Raw genomic sequence first — 20,531 nt, forward strand, 5'->3', positions numbered from 1 at the left:
CACACTTTCTATGGTTGTTATAAATTAGTATTACAAGTATCTATTTTATCAAAAAATTTACTCATTTAAGACATATTCCTTGTAAATGGTATCAATTTCCTATTATATTATTGGTCTTCTACCGGTCGATTCTTTGCTAAAATAAAGATTGGCTCCAATTCTCCATTTTCATAAAGGAATGGCAGAGCGGTGACCGGAACATTTCCATTTGTAAAAAAGTGCATATTCATTTGTGCTAAAATGTCATAACCTGCATCATTTTGTATGTCTGCAATGATTAAGACATCCTGATGTGGAATGGCCACTGCCATTGTCCCTTTCATATCTTCCTTCCATGTTTTCATTTGTGAATCAATCAGGACTCTTGAAGCATCGTATCCATCGTTATGATTAATAAAATAAAAGTCATTTCCGCGTACACTGTCTTTTTTAGACTTAATCGGCAATGACCTGACATTAAACATAGCCATTGAACGTATGGAATCTTGATCCCAGCCTTCTTTCCTCATTAGCTCCTCATCAATCAACCTATACGTATTACCCAAATCAAGAGCATAATAAACTCTCGTTTCGGCTGTATGCTCATCTGTAATAAACGGTGTATTTTCACGGGACTCCATTGGGAAGGAAGTCGAACGGATAACAGGGTAAATTAATTTTTCATTTCCCTTCAAAGATTGTTCCGTACCCATTACTTTCGTTGATTCTTTTATATAATAAAGGACTTCATCAATCGCTTTTTGACCAGATTGCTCATACTTCGATACAAGCGGCGCCAATCCAATTGTTATTCCCTTGCCAGTTTCTTCATTTTCAATTCTTAATTCCTCTTTATCACGATTATAATTAAATTTTGAATTTGTATCAGCTAAGCTTTCCATAAGTAAAGATTTCATTTTAGTAGTCGTCATTTTCATAGGGATTCCTCCTTAACATTACTATAGCTTAATTAAACTCATGCTGCTAAATAAAGTGTAACTTTGTTGGTTGGGTTCCTTCATTCCAAAGAGCACCAACGGAGTCAATCGGGTTCATACGGGCGATTATCTCCACTTAATCGTTCTTTTTTCTGCTTTTTTTGAAGTAAGAACGGAATAAAAAAATCCCCCGAATAGGGGGGAGTATAATAGTTTATCATAATGAAGCAATGAAATCTTCAATTTGCTCTTGAGTCTTCCGGTCCTTATTTACATATCGGCCGAGCTCTTTTCCATCTTCAAATGCAATAAAGCTCGGTATTCCAAAGACATCCAGCTTTATGCACAGATCAAGAAATTGATCGCGGTCCACATAGATAAAGGTATACTCTTTATTTGCGGCCTCAATGTCACCTATAAATGGTTCGATGAATCTGCAATCCGGGCACCAATTTGCAGAAAATAAAAGCATCACTTTCCCATTTGACATCAATTCATTATAATGTTCCATACTTTCTAATTTTTTCATATCAAAATCATCCTCTCGAGTAGCCTCTTGTATGAGTTATCATACCCAAATCTACAGAGGATTGCTATTCTAACGTCACATTTTTAGTTTCCTTGCCAAGAATCAATACAGACAGCATCCCAATTATAATGGCAATGCTAAAAAGTAAGAAGATTTTATCAATAGATGTATGAGAAGCCAGTAAGTTTCCGACGGCAAGCGGGCCAAGGATACCTCCTATTCTCCCCACAGCTGCTGCCATTCCTGTGCCAGTCCCTCTTATAATAGTTGGATATTGTTCAGGTGAGTAGGCATAGAGCGCTCCCCAAGCTCCCAGGTTAAAAAAGGAAAGAAAACACCCTGAAATCATTAAGGCTGTTAATGTTTCTGCATTACCGAAGAAATAAGCACTTACAGCTGTTCCAAACAAATATGTAACCAATACAAATTTACGTCCAAATTTCTCTATAAACCAGGCAGCCGTGAAATACCCAGGCAATTGCGCCAAGGTCATCATAACAACATATTGGAAACTTTTTATGAGTGTAAAACCTTTCAAAATCATAACACTGGGAAGCCACAGAAACATCCCGTAATAGGAAAAGACAACACAGAACCACAGAATCCAGAGCATCAAAGTCTTTACCGCATAATCTTTAGTCCATAGTGTCTTAAGCGAATTTACGATTGAGATGGATTTCTTTTCCTTAACCATTTGAAACTTCTCAGAATCAGGTAGATGTATTCTTAAATAAATCGCATAAAAAGCAGGAAGTGCACTGATTAGTAAAGCAATTTGCCAGCCATAAGTTGGAATGACAAAGTATGAAATAAGCGCCGCAATCAGCCAGCCTGCAGCCCAAAAACTTTCAAGCAGCACTACGACTCTGCCTCTTCTCTCTGCAGGCACACTTTCCGACACCAACGTAGAAGCAACTGGCAATTCACCGCCAAGCCCCATTCCAATTAAAAATCTGAAAACCAGAAAAATAGATAAGCTTGTCGTCAAAGCAGAAAATCCGCTTCCTAAGGAAAATAATAATAGCGTAATAATTAATACATTTTTTCGGCCGATACGATCAGCCCAAATCCCAAACACTAAAGCACCTACTGCCATGCCGATAGAGTTCACACTTCCTATCCACCCCATTTGTTCTGAGGTTAAATTCCACTCCTTCTGCAGAGCCGCGATAATAAACGAAAGCATTCCAACATCCATAGCATCGAATAGCCAAGCGACCCCGGCAATCCCCAATAGTTTCCGTTCTTTTACCTTTCCCTTCCCCATTCATTGACCCTCCCCATCACAATCTCAATGAAAACTATTAAAATGAAATCTCTAATTTGTATATTAACTTCTGTCTTGACAGGTGTAAACAACTATTTAAATTATTTTCTAAAGAATAATACTCGTCTAAGTCTCTTTGATTCTACAAGGCTGTTATCTCATAGATTGTTCCTCCTGAATAAATAAGTTAATCACCATTCTGTGATATCGCCAGAATAAAGATAGCTTCTTAACTAAGGGCAGTGTTAATGTTTTATAAAGACATTTATTGTAGAAGGGGAATGTTATGAATAGAAAAATCCGTGTTTTTTTATTTGTTTTCTTCTGTTATTTATTGTGGCTATACTTCGCTATATATGAATCTTCAATTTATAACTGGTGGACAGTAAATGTGATAAAACACGCAACTGATGATACTGTTCAAATAGGTGTCTCATTAGTAAAGGTGTTTGTTGGTACGGTTATATTTACTCTTAGTGGATTTATATTCTATTTATTGTTGAGAAAGAGAAGTTAGTTCTTATTGACTAAGGGGGTTTTAGTTGAATATCCGAGATAGCAAAAACACTGCCTCTTTTTATGGCATTAGCAACAATCTTTACGAAAACATCCAATAGACATTCTCTAATAGGATAAACGGCTATTGAATACAAATAAGCTGGGAGAAAAATAGTTATAATTTATAAAGAAATCCCCTTTATCCTCACCACAAATATCTTCCATTCTGAAAAGGATATACACCGTTCATTGAAGAATTAATATGGAAGTAACTACAACATGCATAAAGATATAATCCTAACAGAATGGTTTTCACCCCATTATTCTGCTTTATTAGAAAGGCGGATTTATTTGTTAAACTCACTAAAATGTATTCAAGAAGTAAAGATAGGAAATACAAAGGTATTAAGAAATCATAAGTGGATACACTTTCTCTACCTTACAAAAGAACAACACGTAAATTTAGAGCAAGTAGAATCTTTAGAGAAATTGCCGCCAAATCCGGTTCTATCCTATGTAGAACGAACCCTTTGGTTATTGAACGAGATGAATCTTCCCATTAATGAAAGGTCAATTATTGAAGATGTCTTGATTTGGTCTGAGGTATCAAAAGGCGGGTTGAAGCACAAACGTAGAGAGTGGGAGAAAAAAGGATTCCAATTGGCCATTCATAATATTGGCTCAGCTCAAATTTATGCTGATGAACAAATGAACCTGCCGTTACACTCCCGCAATTTAGATAGAGAGGAACTTGTTTATCTTCTCATATTAACACATGGGTTAGCCGGTCAATTTATCAGAGGAGAAATCCATTATTCTCAATTCCGTCCCTTAATTTATTGGATTGAGGAACATAAAAACTTAGAATATAACATAGAAAGGATTCTCTATTCCCTAAATCAGTGTGTTATTCAAGCGGTTTCAGATCAGTTGTGGAACAACGTCCATAAGGAAGTAGAAGAAGTACTATTCTGGATAAACAAAGGTGAACAGGCAAAAGAACTTCCCCTAAAAGAGCGGATGAGAAGATTAAGAAGATCTTCAATCCAGCGCGGGGAAAACTTCGATGATTTATACAATCAGTATTTTGAAAACAAACAATTAGAGAGATACATAGAGTTGTTCTTCAGTAAAATAGATATGTGGTATCTTGAATCTGCTTTAAAAGAGTTTTCTTTAGAAGAGTTTTTGAAAATTTTCTTATTGATATTCCAGAAAATTAATCCCCTTACTATACAACAGGTTAGCTTTGAGTCTTTTATGAAGGATATTTACTATGATTACAAGGGGCAAAAAGTAATCAATCTATACAAAAAAAGAATTATCGAGACATTCCTGAATGAGTTTACAATTGATGATTTACTAAAAGGAAAGATGCCTGTAAACGAACACGTTCAAATTCAAATTGAACCCTCAGACTTACTAGGTCAAATTGTAGGGGTTTATTTTAGTTATTCAAGTGCCGGTCAGAAATTAATTGAATTTTGCCAGGAAGCCGAAAAGTCTCCGATCTATGAAAGAGCAATTATCTTACTTTATGACTTTTTTGGTTTCAGGAAAGATGCCTTTGATCGCTTGCAGAATGAAGAAAACTATTTAACCGATATGAATAATGGTCAAGATCATAAAAAGGTCATATCTGATTTTGCTGTAGGGAAGGTAATGCTGGACATTGGAGCCGGCGGCGGTGTGATGCTTGATATCCTATCTGAAAATCACCCAGAAGCAACTGTAATCGGAATTGATATCTCAATTAATGTAGTAGAGGAATTAAACAGGCGAAAATTCAGGGAAAATAAATCATGGCACGTAAAACAGGCAAACGCCTTGGAATTAAAAGACTATTATGAGCCAGGAAGCGTGGATACCATTGTGTTTTCTTCTATCTTACATGAAATGTATTCTTATATTCCGTACAAAGGCAGGAAATTCAATCGAGATGTAGTTATCCAAGCACTGAAAAGTTCTTTTGAAGTATTAAACAAAGGCGGAAGAATCATTATTCGAGACGGAATTATGACTGAGCCTATAGACCAATGGAGACTACTCGAATTTGAAGACCCAAAGGGCATGGACTTCTTTATGAGATATGTTCATGACTTTAGGGGAAGGACTATCAATTATGAAAGACTGGAGAGTCTTCTTATCAAACTGCCTGTTAATGATTTAATGGAATTCCTCTATACGTATACTTGGGGAGAAGAGGCTTATCCACATGAGGTACAAGAACAATTTGGGTATTTTACTCCAAGTGAATATGAAGAAGTTATTCATGTATCTTTAGGTCAAGAGGCAAAAATTATAAAACTTCATCATTATTTACAAAACGGATACGAAGAATTTCTTTTACCTAAAGTAAAAATTATGAATGAAAAAAAAGAGATTGTACCGCTACCGGACAGCACCTGTTTAATTGTAATTGAGAAAACATAAGACAAGAAAAGAGGAGAAATTATCTCTCCTCTTTTTATATGGCTGTTTTTGTAAGGATTTATATGGAAACAACTGCCTCCAGAAAGGAAGTGGCTGTACATCCGTAACTTTTATCCAGGAGCAGCAATCATGCGAAAGCCCGCTGAGTTGTAGAATCACCTTCTTCAATCAAAAGGTGATTTGGCTTTTGACTCTTAGTAGCTATGAGAGATCATATAGTATATTCCCAGCTCTTAATAGCCCTTAGAAAGGATAAAAACAAGCAACTACCCTTATTTGACAAAATTCGGCAGTCCTCAACGTTTTTAGCAGTATTTTTTTATCACCTATGTTATCATACTAGTAAAATCATAGATAAAGGTGAGAAATTACATGAAAAATAGTATTATCTCCCTCGTCGGGTTTATTATTTCGAAGCTCTTCTCTTCCAAAATAAAGAAACATGAAGAAATTCAGCGTCTATCAGAAGATGAAAAATACTAAGACTCCTAAACTCTCCTCATCACGACTTCTTTACTGTTAAATGATACTCATACTGACCAACTAATAATTCAATAATGTGCTCAAACATACGATCTCTTGTTATACGGCCGTTTGAGAATACACCAACAGCTCCTTCTGACTTCCTGATATCCTGTTTCTTTGTATATTCATCCATAACCGGCCCAAGCTCTCTGCCCGAGTATAACTCCTCAGCAATACTTTCCGGTAATTTGATACGTGCACCGCCACTGACAAAGCTTTTGCCTTCTTTCGTGACTAGTGCTCCCCAATTGCATATAAACAATCCATAAGGCGTTTTCACCACTCCGCCTTCAAGACCCAGCCCAAATTCAGCCTGAACTTCCTTCATCGCATTTCTTGCTCTATTTAAAGCACCCTCAATTGTTTCTTCATCCGAGAATGGCTGTTCATTTACCTCAGATGATACATTAACCGGAACAAGCTCAGCTGATAACTCCCGGCCCGCTAATTCTCCAGCCTTAATTTTCGCCGGATTTTTAGTGCCCAAAGCAATTTTAACCATTAATCTGCATCCTTTCTTTAAAAAAGAAGACAGATAGATGCCTCTGCCTTCTCAACTCTTTTATTAACCGTTTTGTTTAATCGTTTCAACGGTTGTTTTATCACAGCTTCTAACTAATTTAACCAATAATTCTTTTGCTGCAGCATAGTCATCAATATGAATAATGGAGGCATGCGTATGGATATACCGTGAACATATACCAATTACGGCACTTGGTATACCGCGATTTGTAATATGTACTTTCCCTGCATCTGTCCCCCCATTTGGAGCAACAAAATATTGATATGGAATATGATTCGATTCCGCAGTATCCAAGATAAATTCTCTCATCCCTTTATGCATGACCATTGTACGGTCATATATTCTAAGTAATGGACCTTTTCCGAGATAACCGAATACAGATTTACTGCCTGACATATCATTTGCAGGACTTGCATCACATGCAAAGAAGATATCAGGATCAATCATCGTCGCCGCTGTACCCGCGCCTCTCGTACCGACTTCTTCCATAACAGTAGCACCGCTGTATAGGATATTAGGCAATGTCTCATTTTGAAGCTCTTCCAGTAGTTCAATCGCCAATCCGCAGCCATACCGATTGTCCCATGCTTTTGCCAGAATTTTTTTAGGATTGGCCATTTGAGTGAATTCACTATATGGGATGATTTGCTGACCTGGTTTCACTCCCATTGCAATTGCATCCTCTTTATCATCAGCACCAATATCAATCAGCATATTACCGATTTCCATAGGTTTGGACCTTTGGGCCTCACTCAGCAAATGTGGCGGAATCGAACTGACAACACCGATAATAGGGCCTGATTCAGTATATACCTGCACTCTTTGTGCCAGCAACACCTGACCCCACCAGCCTCCAAGCGTTTGAAAACGAAGTAACCCCTCAGGAGTAATAGAGGTTACCATAAAACCAACCTCATCCATATGTCCGGCAACCATAATTTTTGGTCCTTGGTCATTTCCGCGTTTCACACCAAAAATACTGCCAAGGCCGTCCTGAATGATTTCATCTGTGTATTTGGATAATTCCTTTTTCATAAACGAACGAACTTCATGTTCAAATCCAGGTGCTCCTGGAATCTCGGTAAGAGTCTTAAATAAATCTAGAGTAGATTGCTTCATATATGTATCCCCTTTACCATGTTATTTTCTATAATCTCTATTCTCATTCTACAGAATCATACTTCCAAATACCACATACATGGAGTTTGTTGGTTAAAAGATGGCACTATTTAAGCTTAAAATGTATAATGAACGGGAATAGATTAACCAAGCAAATGTTAAATAACAGCTATTACCCATTTGATTGGAGGAATATAAGTGAATTGGAAAACATTTATTTCAGGTGTTGCAGCAGGATTTGCAGCAGGTTATGTCGTTAAAGAATTAACAAATCAAAGCAATATTACTTCTCCTGAAAAGATTTTGTCCACTATTAAAAGTACACTTGGACAAGGCGGAGAGACCATCAGAGGCTCATGGATTATGATGAAGCCTGAAAAGTATACAAAAAATGAATTGGATTATGATGTATACAAAGGTGGGCTTACAAAGCAAGAAGGCCTTGAATCTACGCAGTATGAATTTATAGCGGATGCAACAACAGGAACAATCATCGATTTTTACGAACAAGTACATTAATTAAAAATGGTAGAAGGAGGAAAATCACTTTTCCCCCTTCTATTTTTTTATTTCATTAGGCGTTTCAATAAGATAGTAGTAATTTTGAAGGAGAATTATATGTTTTCCCTATTTTATGCGCGAAATCAGGAATTATTGAGCGATTTCCCTTTTTTAAGAGCGAAAACAGTGATTATTGAGCGATTTCCCCTTTTTATGAGCGAAAGCAAGGTTTATTGAGCGATTTCCCCTATTTTATGCGCGAAAGCAGAATTTACCGAGCGAATTTCCCCTCTTATGAGCGAAAAAGATATTGATTGAGCGGGAATTTTAGATATTGGATGCCTCATAACCGCAGCATACCACCACATTAAACTAATAGCCCGTAAAAAAAAGCGCCGATAAGTCACCAACAAGTGACCTACCGGACAGCCTTTATTCTGGTCGATTTCGCTCAACTTTTTCGATTATTCCTTTTCCGTCTGCATCCCATTTGATGGCACGGTAAGCATAATCATGATAAAAAGTGAACCATGCTTTATTTTCAATTCCTTGTTTAATCCATTTCTCTTTTGCATGTATGGAATCCATCGGGTAATCATCATAAGCCAGCACCCATAGAGGATTCTGATGGGCATGCGTTGGCATAAGGTCTCCCATATGAATTAATTGTTGATTATTGTCCTCGAGCACGATAATGCTGTGACCGTCACTGTGGCCGCCTGTATGAATCATCCTCAGTCCTTCAGTGATTAATACTTCACCTTCAAATGTTTCGACCTGTGTAACAATTGGCTTCCAATTTTCTTCCCAGTAGGTATTACGGGAACGAATATTGGGATTCTGAAGTTCTTCCCATTCAATTTTCGAGGTATAAATCGTTGCCTCAGGAAATAGGCTGATCAATTCGCCTTCCTGATAACCAGTCAGCCCACAGGCATGATCAAAATGCATATGAGTCATCAGAATTGCATCGATATCCGAATAGGTCATTCCGAGCCTGCTCAAGGATTCCTCGAGCTTGGACTCTTCACTGACACCATAATTTCTAATTTGTTTTTCCGACAGCTTCCCTTTGCCGAGGCCAGCTTCGATTAAATAATTTTTATGATCTGTCTGTACTAAGATGGGGTCCGACCTTAACTCTATTTGGTTCAATTCATTAACAGGATAACGTTTTGACCATAATGGTTTCGGAACCACTCCAAACATGGCTCCACCATCCATATGAGTATCTCCGCCATTCAACCAGGTTAATGTAAACTTACCAAATTGCAAAGTTTCCATAATCTATAAGCCCCTTTTTATAAGTGTGTTGACAGATCAAAAAACCATAGGATTAAAAGGAGACTTCACAACGATAAATTGGATTGCCCTTTGCTGAAAATTTTTGTTCATATTCAGTCATAATATTGCCTTCCATATCACTGTTGTGTAAATCCAAGCTCACTTCATTTAATGTCATCCCATAATGCGAGAAGCTTACAAGTGAGTATTCAAATAATCCTCTGTTATCTGTCTTAAAATGAATTTCGCCATGCTCCGGCAAAATTCCTTTATATAGATCAAGGAATGTCTTATACGTCAATCTTCTCTTTTCATGACGTTTCTTAGGCCATGGATCAGAGAAATTCAGATAAACACGGGAAACTTCTCCCTCTGCAAAAATATTTGGAAGCTCTTCGGCATTCACATTCAGCAACTTCACATTTGGAAGATTAGATTCCAGCAATCGATCAAGTGCTGTAACAATCACACGCTCTGCCAATTCAATACCGATATAATTAATATCCGGATTTTGTGCAGCCATACCATTAATAAATTGTCCTTTACCAGTACCTACTTCTATATGAATCGGATTATTATTCCCAAACACTTCATTCCATGAACCCTTTTTAGTAGTCGGCTCCTGAATGCAATAATAAGGATTGGCCATTAGCTTATCCTTAGCCCATGGTTTATAACGTTGTCTCAAATTTGTGCACCTCCGCTAAAATACGTAAAAAAAGAGTAGCATAACATTTCATAAAATACCATGCTTATTAGTTAAAACATAATAAAAACCGGCATATGCCGGTTAAATATGAATAAATTTGGCTAAACTTTCACAACCTAAAATTGAATATGAAGAGAAGGGTTGTGGATAATTTGCCATTATCACAAAATCATCATTGGATGTTAGTAAAAGATATTTTAAATAATCATCAAGAAGATTGCTGCGGTTCACAATCAGAAGTTGAACAGCTTGAGAGAACTGTTAAATCCCTGATGGTTCAACCCGGTCTTGATGTAAATACAAAAGCTGTACTTGATGAGATTTACCAATACAGCCAAAGCGGTATACATGCCGCCAACCTGGAAAGTCATATAGAAGCACACCAGCAGCAACTCTCTGGCTGGGTTCGAGACATTGATCAATATTCCTGAGCAAATTTTAAATATTCGATATACCGGTTCATTTCATGCAACCGGTTTTTTCGTTTGTGCAAGACTATATTTTGTATAACCTGTGCAAGCACATGCCATTTCATCCTTAACTTAAGGTCTTCAGTGAGCTCTAATCCGTATTTGGATAGCCATTCCTTCCAATGCTCTTGTTTAACATAGGAATATAATAGCATACCGATATCCATAGCCGGATCTGCGATAATTGCACCGTCCCAATCAATCAAATATAGATCACCATTGTCAGAAATAAGGAGATTATTATGATTAATATCACCATGGCATACAACTTGCTGGTCACTGTTGACATCCTGTATATGTCTTTCCATAAATTCAATCGTATTTTGAATACTTGGATGATTTTCTAATTCCTTATCAAGGGAATTTTTTACGGACATTAGGATTTGTGTAGGTGTTTGGGCTGTCTTACCTAGGCGTCGAAGCATGTTTAATAAAGGTTTAGAAAGATGGATTTTCTGAAGCAATTCAGCAACCGCTTCTTCACTCATCTCAGTAGGATGTAATTCTCTACCATTCATCCATTCCTGAGCAGTAATCACGTCTCCATTTTCAAGCCTCTTGGTCCAGATCAGTTTTGGCACTATTCCTTCAGCGGAAAGCACAGCTAAAAAAGGAGACGAATTCCTTTTTAAAAATAGTCTTTGCTCATCATGCCTAGCAATAAACGCTTCACCTGTTGCTCCTCCGGCAGGGGTTATCTCCCACTCTTGCCCTAAATAATCCATGGTATTCACCTTCAATAATCTAATCTATTCTGGCATGGTTGTATGTAAAAATAAAAAAGACAGCCATTGACTGCTTTTTTCCAATAGCCATCTTATTAAATTTTAGTAGGTTAGGGACACATTCGTCAAGTGTTCCTGACTATTATTCCTGAACAAACACATATGTTCGCAAAGGTTCAAGGGTATAATCTCTTATGCTTTTCCTGATTATACGGTCTCCTTGTCCATCAGCACAACTATCACAAAGAATATCCCATTCAGTATCATTTGGCAGAGTGATTGCTGTTTCCTTTTCAGCATGGTGGAAGATTACTAAAATATTTTTCCAGCTTCCATATTCACCGACATTTTCATACATCAGGGCATGACAATTAACATGAATATCGACAATTTTCATATGTCTTTCTATTTCTTCACGTGTTCGAAAACGGAATGCACCATGGCTTTTTCGAATTTGTATCAAGCATTTTAAATAAGATATTGTTTCATCATGTTGCTCTCTTAGATCCCAATTAAGTTCATTTATCCAATCCGGTGAACAATAACTATTTTCGATTCCTTGTTTTGTTCTAAAAAATTCCTGTCCACTATGCAAAAATGGAATACCTTGTGAAAGCAAGACAATACTTGTAGCAAAACGATGACGGCGCTGCCTTAATTCATTTGACTCCAACCCATTAGCCACCTGAAGGCGATCCCATAATGTGTGATTATCATGACATTCCACAAAATTGACTGATTGTACCGATGTCAATGGATATTCGGTACCTGTATTGGTCACAAGCTCAAAGAAATCATGCGGCTCTACTCTTTTACCGGAAATATAGCCGATATCTTTTAAATCAAAATTACTTCCTTTAATCGTATCTCTAAAGCGATCATTAAAGAATCCAATACCCGTTAATTTATGAGCATTTGCAATCGTTGATTTTTGCTCAGCAGGGAGTGCTGTGTGTAAATCCCAGCCTTCTCCGATGAGAATGGCATCCGGTCTTATTTCTCTTACCACACGTTCTATTTCCTTCATCGTATCCAAGTCTAGTAAGCCCATTAAATCAAATCTAAATCCATCAACCTGAAAATACTCCAACCAATATTTAATGGAGGCTATAATGAATTTTCGGACCATAAATCGTTCTGATGCTACATCATTTCCACAGCCGCTGCCATTTGAAGGCATTCCGTTTGAATCATAGCGGAAATAATAGCCAGGTACGATTTTCTCAAAGTTAGACAATTCCTTTTGAAATACATGATTATAAACAACATCCAAAATAACGCCAAGTCCATTTTTATGAAGACTCTTAATCAATTCCTTTAATTCTTCTATTCGATTGAACGGCAGATGCGGATTTGTGCTGTAGACTCCTACTGGAGAATTAAAATGACGCGGATTATAACCCCAATTATACTCCTTACCAATGACTGTTTCATCAACCCCTGAGAAATCATTAACCGGCAAGAGTTCAATATGAGTAACTCCAAGTTCCTTTAAATAACTGATCCCGGTTGAATATCCTTTGTTTGTTTTCGTATTTTCTTCTGTAAACGCCAAGTATTTCCCCTTGGCATCCATGCCGCTGTTGTTATGATGAGAAAAGTCGCGTACATGTGTTTCATAGATAATTGCATCGACATGGCTGTCTAACGTGGGAATTTTATAGGAATGTCTTTCGATTTTTTCGGGATCTATAATAGCGCTGTATTGGCCATTTACAGAAACAGCCTTCGAATATGGGTCGGTTGCTTCTCTCCAAATATAATTGACACGAACCAAATAAGAATAAAAATAACCCTTTAAATCATTATGAATCGTTAATGACCATACTCCTCTTTCCCCCCGCTGCATCGCCACAGTTCCTTTTTCGGCCCCAAAATCATTGATTAGCTTAACCTTTACACTGGTAGCAGTTGGTGCCCATAGCTTAAACACTGTCTTTTCTTTTGTATAGACAGCGCCTAAATCATTTCCATCATAATGATAATGTTCATCAAATTCAGGAGTCCGGATTACTGCACCTGTCCGAAGTCCAAAGGCTATTCCTTTATCATCCTCTATTTGATACTCTTCACCGAGCGGTATTTCAAATGGAGCCGTACATATATATTTAATGTAATGCTCTATTCGAACGACCTCTTCAACCTTTAATACGCCAATTTTTTGACCTTCGAAATAAATCGTAAAGGTCGGGGTTTCGTTATCACGATAATTAAGTGGAATTAAGATGGTAATTTTGTTTAATGCGTCCAAAAAAGCTGAAAACCTATCTGAATACACAATACTCACTCTCCTAAAGCTGCAATATTTACTTTATGATGATGCATATTAACGACTACCTTATCATTGCCAATATAATCGCCATCTGCATGAATAAATGCTGGTTGCTCAGAAGAAAGTTTTATATTCTTCCCTTGTAATTCCTGTACTCCCCTTATTTTGAGATGGCCGCCCCAAACTACTGTGACGAACATAAGTATCAGTTTCCATTTGGAAATATTATGTACGATTATGATATGAAAAAGCCCGTCATCTGGTTTCGAGTTTGGTGAAATCTTTATTCCACCACCAAAATAGGGCTGATTGGATGTCGTAACAAGCCAAACATTTTTATAGTTGAGGTCCCGGCCATCTATCGAAAGAGAAACATCAATTGGTCTATATGTTAACCATTTAATAAAAAAGAAATATAAATAAACAAGCTTTCCAGCGCCTATTTTATTAAAGTAATATTTTGATTTCGACTCATTTACAGCTTTTGTAACTGCTGCATCCAATCCCATACCCAAACTGTTCATAAAATACCCTTGTTTGTCAGTTTTATAGGATCCTAGATCGATTGGTGTCATTTTTTCACTATTTAGACACAATTTTTTAAATGCTTTAGTCGGATTTTTATCAATCTGGTATCCTCTTGAAAAATCATTTCCGGATCCTGCAGGAATATAAGATATCCTGGCTTCTTTATATCCGACAGCACCATTAATGACTTCATGAATCGTCCCGTCTCCACCTACAGCAATAATTAACGAATCACTCTCCTTTTCCAAAATTTCTCTAGTGATTTTACAGGCATGTCCTTCATATTCTGTATACCTATATTGGTAATGGATATTTTCACGTTCTAGGTATTTTTTTACCTTTTTCCAAATTTTTAAGCTTCCCCTATTCTTCGCGGCAGGATTTATAATGAAATTGAACTTCTCCTTGCTCATTAAAGCTTCCCTATAAACCGCTCTCTCTATCAAGCTCCTCCAACTCCTCTTCCAAATCCATTCTAATAGTGTAGGCTGTACTGCAGTAGTCCAATAGAGCCTGACCTGACTTAAGCTGTTGGTTTTTTATAGGAGACTGATTATTACGTATGCCCTCAAACCATCTTGCATAAGAACGCTTGTCGATGATTATCTCTGTATGGATGGCATTTACATCATCGATATATCCATTACGACAAATGATTCCTTTCCTGATTGGCATATCAATCTCCTTGCTTTCTAAGATCCTCTTAATGATTCTTTCCATACGATTTATGGATATATACGGGTTTAACACTTTTTTGTCTGCCCGATTATGATGTTTTCTTGTCCAAAACCTTCCCCTGTCCGCCAAAAATACGGCATCCTCTTCTGCTTCAAGAAAAGTTAAGCACCATATTTCCGTAGGCGTCATAAGCAGAATATCCAATTCTACCGGTGCATTTTTAAACTGAAAGACAGGCTTGTAAAGAATTAAGCAGTTATCAGGAAAGCGTTGCAAAAAATAACGCAGTTTCTGGTCATATACATAATTGGCATTTACTACAGATTTTTCTCTTAAGGTTGAACTCGCCCATTTAAGCTGAAAATTAAAAATCCGATCTAAAAATTGCTGTTTTAAATCGCTCTCTATTCGTGGGGGGAATTTCAAAAACCGTCCCAATTCCTGTTCTCTGTTTGAAACAGTTTGCCCTTCATGAACGTGAAAAGGTTCGCTTTGTTCTCTTTTAGTAAATATCTTCTTAAACGTCTCCGAGAGAGTTCTCTTTTTAATGGGATCATCCTGATTTTGATATATCTCATTGTTTTCTCCGCCAATCAGCCAGTCATTGATATCTCCTTCTTCATAAGCCTGCTTTAGTTTAGTCCACTGCTGTTTTTTTAAGCGGACAAACTGAGAGGAATAATGATAAATATCCTGTTCATAACGGGATACATAATCCTGCAGTTTAATTAATTGTCCCATCCCGTTTCCCCTGCCCTTTTCTAGTCTCTTTAAAATCTATATGGTCATTTTAGATGTGCATAATCATGACCAATAAAGCCTTCATGTTTTAATCAATTCAACCTACCATTACGTTTATGAATATCTTACACCAATGGAAATTTAATGATCGGTTCATATTTAGGAATAGATTGGCTATTGGTTTGATATAGAACGAGATGCTGTACCTGAAATTCTGGTATAGATGGGAGAGAGTCTTCTAGTTGTCTTAGACTGTCTTTTTCCATTGCCTCCATACATCTTCTTGCTATCGTAGCATGCGGTGTAAACGGCTTTGTATCCAACTTAAAGCCGATACTTGTACAAGCATTCCATACGTTCTTCTGCACTTCATATAAGATCGGCTGTTTCCTCACATCTGCCCATAGAATTCTTGGCTGATTCACCATACCAAATGTACCCAATCCTTTAATCGTTAATGGAAATGAAACAAGTTGCTCTGCTCTTGACTTCAATAAATTCACAGCACCATCCAACATACTATGAGAGGCACTGCCAAGGAATGCTAAAGTAATATGATAATCGCTTGGATGAACCCAGCTTTTAAATGCATACATACGTTCTAATTCAGCAGCCCATTGGTGCAATGATTCTTTAATCTCCTTAGGTAATTCAATTGCAAAAAAATAATGATTCTGTCTATTCATCGGCCTATCTCCTTCATATTTTAACATAATGTCCACCCTTCTATTTTAACTATTTAGACGATTTTGAATAAAAATGTTTATTCAAAAAAGAGTTCAGGGTTAGTATTCCCTGAACTCTTTTCCATTTACTTTAATCTTCCGCATTCATTTTCAATTTTAGCAAGGAAGGCTTTCTGAAGCTTTCTTGTTGTAGTATATGGGGCTTTTCCAACCGCTTGTCCGTTGGTTTTTACAACGGGTATAATTTCTAATGTGGTACCAGACAGAAATACCTCATCAGCCGACATTAATTCCCCAGGTGTAAATGGTCTTTCTTCGTAAGGAATTGAAAGCTCCTCACAAAGCATTAAAACCAACTGCCTGGTAATCCCATTTAAAATTAGATTGTTTGCAGGATGAGTAATCAGAATACCATCCTTTATAATCGATACATTCGTATGACTGCCTTCTGTTATCATGCCATCTCTGTTTAAAATCGCTTCCTTACATCCCTGTTTAACCGCCTCTTCAAAGGCTAGGATATTACCGAGAAGGTTCAAGCTTTTAATATCGCAATTAAGCCACCGTTTATCTTCAATAATACAGACTTCAGCACCTGACTCCATCAGTACAACAGGACGTTCAGATTCTCTTGTATAAGCGATAAAGGTCGGTACCACCTCTTTACCTGGAAAAGCATGATTCCGCGGTGAAACCCCCCGTGTAAATTGCAGATAAACAGTACCGGTAGTCAGCTCATTTTTAAGAACCAATTCCTCAATAATCTCCTTAAGGCGTTTCGGACTGTAGGGTATCTCTATGCCGATCTTTTGTGCGCTTGCAAACAGACGCCTGCTATGCCCTTCCCACGCAAATAGCTTTCCATTATAAATCCGTATAACCTCGTAGATACCATCCCCAAATTGATACCCACGATCTTCTATATCGATGGCAATTGTTTCTCTTTTCGAAAGGACGCCATTGTGAACAATATAATCCATTTCCCCCAACTCCCCTTGTGATAGATTATCTTGTTAATTCATAGATAGCTTGTGCATACATAGCTGTTGCTTTTAATAAATCGTCAATCATGATGTATTCGTCTTTTTGATGAGCTACATCTTCCCTCCCCGGAAATAAAGGGCCAAAGGCAACCGCATTTTTCAGCGCACGCGCATACGTCCCGCCGCCAATTGCCAATAGCTCAGGTTCTTCCCCTGTGTGCTCGTGATAAATTTTTTGCAAAGTTTTAACCAATTGGCTATTTGCATCCACATGGTGAGGTCCCAAATGGGTTTTTATAGTCGCAGTAAATTGATGCTTATCAGCGATTTGCTCAATCGTTTTCCATCCATTCTCAAAATCATATGTCACAGGATAACGCATATTGAAGGCAATCTTACCTAATTCGCCATTTCTATATGTAATAATTCCATAATTAATGGTTAAATCACCGGTAATATCATCCGAATAAGCTACACCAAGTTTTCTTCCTCTGGATTCACTGCTCAAATACTGATGGATGAATTCAAAAAATGCACGGTCATCCCCACGTAAAGGCATGGTGAATAGAAAATCCGCCAGCTTAAGACCTGCATTAAGTCCAAGATCAGGCTCCATACCATGGACAGATATCCCTTCCATCGTTAAGATGACCTCATTATCTAACATGGAATATGTACCTTTTAAATTATGATCTTTCAAGTACATTGCAAATTTTTCTTTCCACTCTTTCGCCTCATCGAAATTAAGAGAAATAGTTGCTTTAGCTGCCTCTGGTACCATATTAAAACGCTGACCCGCTTCAAAGCTTTTCACAACAAAGGATTCAGCCGGTATACTTTTTGATTTCATATCCATTGTGAAATCTGCTATCCCCTTTTCTGCATAGATAATTGGAAAATCAGCATCCGGCACGAACCCTACCGTTGGCATTTCTTCTTTTTCAAAATAATAATCCATACAGCGCCAGTCACTTTCTTCATCCGTACCCAAAATCAATCGAACTCTTTTATTTAAATCGATGCCCATTTCTTTAATGATCTTCATCGCATAATAGGCAGCCATCGTTGGTCCTTTATCGTCGATCGCGCCACGTGCAAATATTTTTCCATCCCGAATATCTGCTGAATAAGGGTCGCTGGTCCAGCCCTCTCCCTCAGGCACTACATCCAAATGTCCAAGTATACCGAGGAGCTCATCTCCGTTTCCCATTTCCAAATGAGCTCCATAGTTATCAACATTTTTAGTGGTAAAACCGTCTTTTTCTCCAAGCTGAAGCATAAAATCAAGCGCTTCCTTTATTCCAGGACCAAAAGGAATATCAGTAGTTGATGCAGATTCATCCAGTGTACTTTTAATTCGAAGTAATTTCTGGGTGTCGGCAATCAAATCATTTTTTCTCATTTCCACTTCTTTTTGCCAATTAAGATCCATAAAAGTGACCCTCATTTCTTTGTCATATCATTTATCGTTATTATATCGAATTTCAGCATGATTAGCATTTTTTGTTGAACCACATGACTGTGCCGTTCATATTTTATAGTGTAATAAATAAAATATATCGTATTGTTGTCATAGTGCCTGTATCGCAAAAATAGATATAGTTAAGTGAATTTTCATTTTATTTTATTGGAAAATATGGATTTAAAATTTAGAGAGGGGTATTATAGTACTAGAAGGACTTGTATTTTGAAGTCCTAAAAAAGGAGTGCTGTATAGGTGATAACTTAGTTAAGTGGGATGGTTAACAGCCTTTATACCTTGCAGGTTGGAATGTTGCCATTGGAAACTATCCATAAGGAGTGGTTTTTTGAAACCTTCAACAAACCGTATGCTTACCAGAATTAAGTCCATTTATATGTTCATCGTCCGCAACGGCACGGTAACAACCCAAGAATTAGTGGATGAATTTGGAATTACTCCACGCACCATTCAGAGGGACTTAAATGTGTTGGCTTATAACGAACTTGTTGTCAGCCCCAGTCGTGGAAAGTGGACCACCACTCAAAAGAAAGTTAAATTAACCTCGTAATGATTTAAACAGTTTTTCCTACAAAAAGAAGACCGCTTTTTAACGGTCTTCTTTTTCCGGAGTACGTGTATTCAATAGGTTGATCTCTTCTTCAGTCATTTCTCTGTACTCTCCTGTTTTCAAGCTCTCATCCAACTCAAGCTCGCCCATCTTAATTCTTTTCAAATACACTACTTTTTTTCCTACAGCTTCAAACATCCGTTTAACCTGATGATATTTTCCTTCTGTTATGATGACTTCTATTTCAGATCTTGGACCACTTGTAAGAATCCTTAATTTTCCCGGTTTCGTTACATATCCATCATCCAATGTAACTCCCTTAGCAAACTGTTCAATATCTTCCTCGGTTACAATCCCCTGAATAACTGCGTAATAGGTTTTAGGAACATGTTTTTTGGGAGCAAGCACCTCATGAGCAAGCTGCCCATCATTTGTAAGAACCAACAGCCCTTCAGTATCCCGATCCAGCCTTCCAACAGGGAATGGTTTTTTACTTGCATCTTCAGGTTCCAATAAATCAAGCACCGTTTTCAGCCTGTCATCTTCTGTGGCAGATATGTATCCGGCCGGTTTATTCATTAACAAATAAATGTATTCCTTATAGTTGACTTGCTCTCCATAAACGGTAATTACATCCTCATCCGGATTGACATGCTTTTTAGCATCGCTTATTTTTACATCATTACAAAGAACTGCCCCTGATTTAAGTAATTGTTTAACCTCTTTCCGGCTTCCATAACCGGAGTTAGCCAATAATTTATCAATTCTCATCCTAAAATCACCCATTTTCCTTTTTTGAATAGACTAATGCTGAATATAAATTGAAGGAGTGTTCTAAATTTATGGATTATCAACAACAACCCTCTAACGAACAAGATGATAGACAATTGCCACAGCCAGCCGGTTTTCCTGGACCAGGAGGCCTATTTCCTGGCTTAGGTGGAGTTAATGCCCGTATAGATCGGCTTGAAAACCGCTTTGAACGTCTGGAGCGCCAATTTGAACGCCTTGATCGACGTGTATCCCGCATTGAACGAGCACTTGGAATGCGATACTAATTATGAGAATGGCCTGCTTTAAATAATAAGCAGGCCTTAAAGTTAAACTTTCACA

20 protein-coding genes are annotated in these 20,531 nt (G+C 37.5%); 5 read left to right on the top strand and 15 right to left on the bottom strand.

The genetic code is table 11. The annotated features are described in order from the left end of the window. Nucleotides 1-107: 107 nt before the first annotated feature. The 3 genes from F7984_RS15460 to F7984_RS15470 form a co-directional block, all read right to left on the bottom strand. Nucleotides 108-917, bottom strand: coding sequence for a DUF1444 domain-containing protein (locus tag F7984_RS15460; protein ID WP_066109073.1), 810 nt, complete (start codon nt 915-917; stop codon nt 108-110). Between the two features lie 217 nt (nt 918-1,134). Further along, nucleotides 1,135-1,446, bottom strand: coding sequence for a thioredoxin family protein (locus F7984_RS15465; protein WP_066109075.1), 312 nt, complete (start codon nt 1,444-1,446; stop codon nt 1,135-1,137). 64 nt (nt 1,447-1,510) lie between these two features. Continuing rightward, nucleotides 1,511-2,713 (bottom strand): MFS transporter, encoded by a 1,203-nt coding sequence (locus F7984_RS15470; RefSeq protein ID WP_139892784.1) that lies wholly within the window; start codon nt 2,711-2,713, stop codon nt 1,511-1,513. Nucleotides 2,714-3,490: 777 nt separating this feature from the next. Here F7984_RS15470 and F7984_RS15480 point away from each other — a divergent pair. After that, the gene (locus tag F7984_RS15480) at nt 3,491-5,644 is read left to right on the top strand and encodes a class I SAM-dependent methyltransferase (protein ID WP_225983618.1); all 2,154 of its coding nucleotides are present in this window, start codon (nt 3,491-3,493) and stop codon (nt 5,642-5,644) included. A 502-nt stretch (nt 5,645-6,146) separates the two neighbouring features. Here the strand turns inward: F7984_RS15480 and F7984_RS15485 are convergent. Next, nucleotides 6,147-6,671 (bottom strand): DUF84 family protein, encoded by a 525-nt coding sequence (locus F7984_RS15485; RefSeq protein ID WP_066109087.1) that lies wholly within the window; start codon nt 6,669-6,671, stop codon nt 6,147-6,149. Between the two features lie 63 nt (nt 6,672-6,734). After that, nucleotides 6,735-7,811, bottom strand: a complete 1,077-nt coding sequence (locus F7984_RS15490; RefSeq protein WP_066109090.1) for a M42 family metallopeptidase — start codon at nt 7,809-7,811, stop codon at nt 6,735-6,737. Nucleotides 7,812-8,009: 198 nt separating this feature from the next. Here F7984_RS15490 and F7984_RS15495 point away from each other — a divergent pair, with 198 nt between their 5' ends. Then, complete coding sequence (locus F7984_RS15495; protein WP_139892783.1) at nt 8,010-8,330, top strand: hypothetical protein; 321 nt, start codon at nt 8,010-8,012, stop codon at nt 8,328-8,330. Between the two features lie 414 nt (nt 8,331-8,744). Here F7984_RS15495 and F7984_RS15500 read toward each other — a convergent pair whose 3' ends face one another. Together F7984_RS15500 and trmB are read right to left on the bottom strand one after the other, a co-directional pair. Beyond that, nucleotides 8,745-9,596 carry a YtnP family quorum-quenching lactonase gene (locus F7984_RS15500; RefSeq protein WP_066109096.1) on the bottom strand — a complete coding sequence of 284 codons (852 nt, stop codon included), beginning with the start codon at nt 9,594-9,596 and terminating at the stop codon, nt 8,745-8,747. Between the two features lie 52 nt (nt 9,597-9,648). Next, on the bottom strand, nt 9,649-10,284 hold the full coding sequence (gene trmB, locus F7984_RS15505) for a tRNA (guanosine(46)-N7)-methyltransferase TrmB (protein ID WP_066109099.1): 636 nt from the start codon (nt 10,282-10,284) through the stop codon (nt 9,649-9,651). Nucleotides 10,285-10,433: 149 nt separating this feature from the next. On the opposite strand from trmB, the gene F7984_RS15510 reads away from it, so the two are divergent. Then, entirely contained in the window at nt 10,434-10,736 is a 303-nt protein-coding gene (locus F7984_RS15510) for a YtzH-like family protein (RefSeq protein ID WP_077248185.1), read from the top strand. Here F7984_RS15510 and F7984_RS15515 read toward each other — a convergent pair. From F7984_RS15515 to pepV, 7 genes are all read right to left on the bottom strand, one after another. After that, the gene (locus F7984_RS15515; RefSeq protein WP_066109102.1) at nt 10,724-11,500 is read right to left on the bottom strand and encodes a phosphotransferase family protein; all 777 of its coding nucleotides are present in this window, start codon (nt 11,498-11,500) and stop codon (nt 10,724-10,726) included. The two genes, F7984_RS15510 and F7984_RS15515, sit on opposite strands and share 13 nt — an antisense overlap. A 142-nt stretch (nt 11,501-11,642) precedes the next feature. Further along, a complete protein-coding gene (gene pulA / locus F7984_RS15520) occupies nt 11,643-13,778 on the bottom strand; it encodes a type I pullulanase (protein WP_175354318.1) in 2,136 nt (711 codons plus the stop codon). A 5-nt stretch (nt 13,779-13,783) separates the two neighbouring features. Further along, nucleotides 13,784-14,746 (bottom strand): diacylglycerol/lipid kinase family protein, encoded by a 963-nt coding sequence (locus F7984_RS15525; RefSeq protein WP_139892781.1) that lies wholly within the window; start codon nt 14,744-14,746, stop codon nt 13,784-13,786. Next, entirely contained in the window at nt 14,724-15,719 is a 996-nt protein-coding gene (locus tag F7984_RS15530) for an NERD domain-containing protein (RefSeq protein WP_066109106.1), read from the bottom strand. Before F7984_RS15530 ends, F7984_RS15525 begins: the two co-directional genes overlap by 23 nt. A gap of 125 nt (nt 15,720-15,844) precedes the next feature. Then, a complete protein-coding gene (gene thpR, locus F7984_RS15535) occupies nt 15,845-16,432 on the bottom strand; it encodes an RNA 2',3'-cyclic phosphodiesterase (protein ID WP_140462217.1) in 588 nt (195 codons plus the stop codon). A gap of 98 nt (nt 16,433-16,530) precedes the next feature. After that, the gene (gene dat / locus F7984_RS15540; RefSeq protein WP_066109109.1) at nt 16,531-17,385 is read right to left on the bottom strand and encodes a D-amino-acid transaminase; all 855 of its coding nucleotides are present in this window, start codon (nt 17,383-17,385) and stop codon (nt 16,531-16,533) included. Between the two features lie 25 nt (nt 17,386-17,410). Beyond that, on the bottom strand, nt 17,411-18,820 hold the full coding sequence (pepV, locus tag F7984_RS15545) for a dipeptidase PepV (protein WP_066109114.1): 1,410 nt from the start codon (nt 18,818-18,820) through the stop codon (nt 17,411-17,413). A 376-nt stretch (nt 18,821-19,196) separates the two neighbouring features. On the opposite strand from pepV, the gene F7984_RS15550 reads away from it, so the two are divergent. Then, nucleotides 19,197-19,418 carry a DeoR family transcriptional regulator gene (locus F7984_RS15550; RefSeq protein ID WP_049669825.1) on the top strand — a complete coding sequence of 74 codons (222 nt, stop codon included), beginning with the start codon at nt 19,197-19,199 and terminating at the stop codon, nt 19,416-19,418. Between the two features lie 39 nt (nt 19,419-19,457). Here F7984_RS15550 and F7984_RS15555 read toward each other — a convergent pair whose 3' ends face one another. Then, entirely contained in the window at nt 19,458-20,189 is a 732-nt protein-coding gene (locus F7984_RS15555) for a pseudouridine synthase (RefSeq protein WP_066109117.1), read from the bottom strand. A gap of 71 nt (nt 20,190-20,260) precedes the next feature. Here F7984_RS15555 and F7984_RS15560 point away from each other — a divergent pair, with 71 nt between their 5' ends. After that, nucleotides 20,261-20,476 carry a hypothetical protein gene (locus tag F7984_RS15560; RefSeq protein ID WP_066109121.1) on the top strand — a complete coding sequence of 72 codons (216 nt, stop codon included), beginning with the start codon at nt 20,261-20,263 and terminating at the stop codon, nt 20,474-20,476. The last annotated feature ends 55 nt before the right edge of the window (nt 20,477-20,531 follow it).

The organism is Pradoshia sp. D12, assembly GCF_008935075.1.
Classification (GTDB): Bacteria; Bacillota; Bacilli; order Bacillales; family Pradoshiaceae; genus Pradoshia.